We start from the raw sequence: 4,882 nt of genomic DNA, 5'->3' as shown, positions 1-4,882 counted from the left end.
GGTGCGCCATTGCGCCAGCATGTCGCGCAGAGCCTCGGGGATCGACGCCGGATCGGCATTGTCGCGCCAATAGGCGGTGTCGATGCGGCGGGTGATGCAATAGTGCAGCTTCAGGAAGTTGACGATGCGTTCGAACCGGCCCGCCATATGGCTATTGAAGGCGCGGGCGGCGGCGTCGCGGGCGTCCCGGTCGCCGGGAACGAGGAAGTCGCCGATCATGCGCAGCGCGCTTTCGATCAGCATGATGCCGGTCGATTCCAGCGGCTCGAAGAAACCGGCGGAGAGACCCACGGCGGCGCAGTTGCCGATCCACTGACGGTCGCGATAGCCGGTGGCGAAGCGGAGCTGGCGCGGGGTCAGGGTATCGCCCTGCGTCCCGACATAGCGGCGGAGCGTCGCCTCCGCCTCATCATCCGAACAGTGGCGGCTGGAATAGACATAGCCCACGCCGCGTCGTTCGGTCAGGCCGATGTCCCAGGTCCAGCCCGCCTCATGCGCGGTGGCGAGGGTATAGGGGCGGACGGGCGTGTCGGCGGCGGGATAGGGCACCTGCATCGCCAGCGCGCGGTCGTTAAACAGCGTGTCGCCGCAGGAGGTGAAAGGCGCGCCGAGCGTCTCCCCGATCAGCAGCGCGCGGAAACCCGAACAGTCGATGAAGAAATCGCCGCCGACCCTGCGGCCGTCGGACAGGATGAGGGAGGCGATGTCGCCGTCCGTCTGCGTCTCGATCTGGGCGACGATGCCCTCGACCCGCTCCACGCCCGCAGCGACGGAGATGTCGCGCAGATAGTCAGCGAAGCGGGCGGCGTCGAAATGATAGGCGTAGTTCATGGGACCGGAGAAATCCGGGTCCTGCAGCAGCTTGGGGGCCAGGCCCGCGCGGATCACCCGCTCCTGCACGGTCACGGCGTCGGCCCATGACGGGCGCTGCGCGCTGTCGTCGGCGATCCAGTGGGGCAGCAGCGCCTCATCCTCGCCGCCGATCGGCAGGTTGAAGGGGTGGAAATAGGAATCGGCGCCGTCCGCCCAGCCGTTGAACAGCACGCCCTGTTTGAAGGTGGCGTTGGCCCGGACGAGAAAGTCCCGCTCGCTGATGCCGAGATTGGCAAGGGTCGAGCGGATGGTGGGGAAAGTGCCTTCCCCCACGCCGATGATGCCGATCTCGCTGGATTCGACCAGCGCGATATTGGGCATTTTGAGCGTGCGGGAGAAATAGGCGGCGGCAAGCCATCCGGCCGTGCCGCCGCCGAGGATGACGACCCGACTAGGGGAGAAGGTGCCGGTCGTCACGGGGAAACTCCTTTGCTCATGCGTCGCAGAGCCTCTGGATCACACCAAATCCGTTCGTGCTGAGTAGGGATTGAGCGAAGCCGAAGGATGATCAGGTCGGATCGTCCCCCGGACGATCCTGAACATGCCGGGGGCATGTTCACCTGTTCATTATCGAAGCATTCGCGCCCAGTCCCGATCCTTCGATACGCCACTTCGACAAGCTCAGTGGCTACTCAGGACGAACGGTTTATCGGTTAGGCCATGTCCCTCAGAAGTTCGCGCGGGCGCGGACGCCCCAGGTGCGCGGGGCCTGAAGGTTCGACAGGAACACCGGGTCGTACCGCGGCGCGCCGAAGGAACCGGCATTGGTGCGGATGCGGCCGTTCTCGATATTCTGCACGAACGCCTCGACCGAATATTTCTCGTCAGGCGAGGTGTAGGTGATCGACGCATCCGAGCGGAAATACGCCTTCTGGCGATCCCAGTCCGTGCCGTTGGTGCCGCGATCCGGCATGTTGTCGGCCGGGTTGTTCGGGCTGACGAACGGGTTGGCGTCGCCGTTGAAGTAGCTGAGCCAGCTCTTCGTTTCATAATGGGTGGTGAAGCGCGGGGTGATCCGCGCGCCGCTGGCCATCACGAAGTCATGCTCATAGCTGGCGGTCGCCGAGAAGCGCGGCGCGTGGGCGAGTTCATTGCCCTTGAGCTGCGCGATCGAGGACAGCTTGCCACCGTCATAGAGGCGGCCGTCGACAGCCTCCAGCTCCAGCAGCTTGGTCTTTTGCAGGGTGCCGGAGAAGTTCAGCCGGTCATTGTCGGTCAGGTTGGCGGTCAGTTCCGCTTCCAGACCATAGGCCGTCGCGCCCTTGGCGTTCTGGGTCACGATCTGGCTGCGCACGACATTGCCGTCCGCATCGCGGAAGGTGACGGCCTGGTTCACCTGATAACCCTTGAAGTCGCTGTAATAGGCAGCGACGTTCAGGGTGACGCGGCGATCGAAGAAGCGGGTCTTGAGGCCGGCTTCATAGTTGGTGATCGTTTCCGGGTTGGTGAGCTGCGAATTGTCCTGGATGTTGCCGGACTTGAAGCCGGTCGAGACGCTCGCATAGCCAAGGATGCCGGGGGCGAGATCAGCATCGACGCGGGCCAGCCAGGTGACCTTGTTCCACTTGCCCTTCACATCGTTGTTCGAAATGGAGAAGCCGGGGAGCAGGTCGACCAGTTCCGCCGCCGTCGCGCCGGGGAAGGCGCCGAAGATGCCGCCCTGGCACAGACCGCCGGGCGCGGAGTCCGCGGGCGAGCAGCCGTCGCCGGAGAAGGTGACGTTGCGGCCGCCAATGTCCTGCTTCTTGTCCGAGGTGTAGCGCAGGCCGCCGGTCAGGCGCAGCCAGTCGGTCGCGTGCCAGACGGTCTGGCCGAACACGGCGCGGGAGTCGATCTGGCGGTTCGCCTGAATGAAGCTGCCCGCCCAGGAGAAGGTGCCGTCGCGATAGCCGTTCCGCTGATCGATGTCGAAGCGGATGCGGTTCTTCTCATGGCTGTAATAGGCGCCCAAGATCCAGTCGACGGCATTCTCTCCGGTCGACTTCAACTGGACCTCATGGCTCTGGAAATCATAGCGCGAGGACAAGGTGCGGTTCTCGCCGAACGCGCCCAGGGGCAGGTCGTTGCCGTCCGCGTCCACGGTGCCGGTCGGGGGCAGTGCGCCCGCGTCGGCGTCCGTCTGGGTGCTGCCGCCGATGCGCGACCAGCCGGCGATATAGCTGAGCTGGATGCCGTCGGTGATGTCATAGTTCATCGTGCTGCGCACGGCGACCGAGTAGCGGTCCGTGTCCGGCGCGGTGTCGCTGAGCGTCGACCAGCGCTTCGTGCCTGCGCGGGGCGTCTGGAGCAGGCCGATGACGGGGGAGCCATTGTCCAGATAGCCCTCCGCCGACAGGTTCCAGCTAAAGCGGTCGCTCGGCTGCCACAGCATGCTGACGCGGCCCGACTGCTGGTCGGCGGCATAATATTTCTTGCCGGTGGTGACGAAGGCGGACTTGTTGATGCCCGCGATGTTCGGCGCGGGCTGGAAATCGGCATAGCCGTCATGCCGGTCGGTCACGAAAGCGACGCGGAAAGCGAGGGTGTCCGTGACCGGGATGTTGATCGCGCCGCGCACGCCCAGACGGTCGTAATTGCCCGCGACGGCCTCCACATTGCCGCTGAATTCGCCGAGCTTGGGCTTGGCGGAGATGAGGCTGAGCGCACCCACCGTGGCGTTGCGGCCGAACAGCGTGCCCTGCGGCCCGCGCAGAACCTCGACACGCTCCATGTCGTACATCAGAACCGATGCGCCCTGCGAACGAGGCGAGTAGATGCCGTCGACATAGATGGCGACTTCGGGGTCGGCGACTTCGGTATAGGCGCTGTCATTGCCGATGCCGCGCAGGGTGAGGAGCACGGCCGACTGGTCGCCCTGCTGGTTGAACTGCAGCGAGGGGACGAAGCGGGCGAGGTCGGTCACGTCCTTCACGCCATTCTTGTTCAGCGTGTCCTGGCTGAAGGCGGAGATGGCGATCGGGGTGGATTGCAGCGTGGTTTCGCGGCGGGTGGCGGTGACGATGATGTCGCCGCTGTCCTGGGGGGCTTCTGCCGCCTGCGGCGCAGCGGACGCGGCGTCCTGCGCGAAAGCGGCGGATACGGAAAATAGGCAAGTCGCGAGCGCCGTGCCCGCGACGAGTGCATGCCTCGTCATAGTCATCCTCCCAAGAAGGGCTTGTTGGTCTGGATGCTCCCAACACCAGAGTCCGACATCGATGTCAACAGAGAATTGACATCGATGTCGGAGTTCGTGTTCAATCATGTTTCTCTTTTGCAACAGTTGGTACAGACCCCGTTTCATGCCCGTTTTCCTGTCTTCCCTTACGGCATCCGGCGCGCTTTTCGGGCAAAAAGGCAGTTTCGCACTGCGTTTTTCCAGCGTAGCGAAAAGGGGTGGAAATCGCGATTTTGGCGGATCGTGTGCAAAGAAGAAAAGGGTTCATTTTAGTGGGAATATCCCCTCCGTTCGGGCTGAGCTTGTCGAAGCCCTGCCCTTTCTTCGAAGTAAGGACAGCCCTTCGACAAGCTCAGGGCGAACGGGAGGTAGGATTGAGTCGCGACTGGAACGGGACATGATCCCCCCGCCGCCCGACGCCGAAATCCCCGAGTCGCGGGATAGCGAGGCTGTGGCGAAGCGGCTGTTCTGGATATCGATCGGCGTGTTTTTCATTGGCGGTTTCCTGTCGTCGGCGGTCAGCCTGCTGGTGCCGCAGCTCAAATTGATGCTGGCGCTCGACTATCGCAGCGCGCTGTTGATCCAGCTCGCCTTCCATTCCAGCTATCTGCTGTTCGCCCTGCCCGCCGCCTTCGCCGTGGTGCGCGCGGGCTATATGCGGACGATCGCGGCGGGGCTGGCGATCATGATGGCCGGGTGCCTGGCGCTGGCGACGGCGCAGGGGCTGCGCGATTTCCTGATGGTGCTGGGCGCGCTGCTGCTGCTGTCGGCGGGGCAGACGGTGCTGCAGATCGCGTCCAATACGGTGGTGACGGTGATCGGCCCAAGCCGCCGGGCGGCGGCGCGGCTGACATT

At 64.3% G+C, this 4,882-nt stretch carries 2 protein-coding genes and 1 pseudogene; 1 reads left to right on the top strand and 2 read right to left on the bottom strand.

Annotated elements, in window-relative coordinates:
* Positions 1-1,290: tryptophan halogenase family protein (locus BHQ40_RS24040; protein WP_070158233.1), on the bottom strand; the 1,290-nt coding region annotated here is incomplete at its 3' end.
* A 250-nt stretch (positions 1,291-1,540) separates the two neighbouring features.
* Complete coding sequence (locus BHQ40_RS24035; RefSeq protein ID WP_070158232.1) at positions 1,541-4,006, bottom strand: TonB-dependent receptor; 2,466 nt, start codon at positions 4,004-4,006, stop codon at positions 1,541-1,543.
* Between the two features lie 418 nt (positions 4,007-4,424).
* Here BHQ40_RS24035 and BHQ40_RS24030 point away from each other — a divergent pair.
* Positions 4,425-4,882 (top strand): annotated as a pseudogene (locus tag BHQ40_RS24030) (MFS transporter); the annotation flags it as partial.

Source organism: Sphingobium phenoxybenzoativorans, from assembly GCF_001757355.1.
Classification (GTDB): Bacteria; Pseudomonadota; Alphaproteobacteria; order Sphingomonadales; family Sphingomonadaceae; genus Sphingobium; species Sphingobium phenoxybenzoativorans.
Note: the sequence above shows the minus strand (reverse complement) of the source record. Positions and strands in the feature narration are given on the sequence as shown.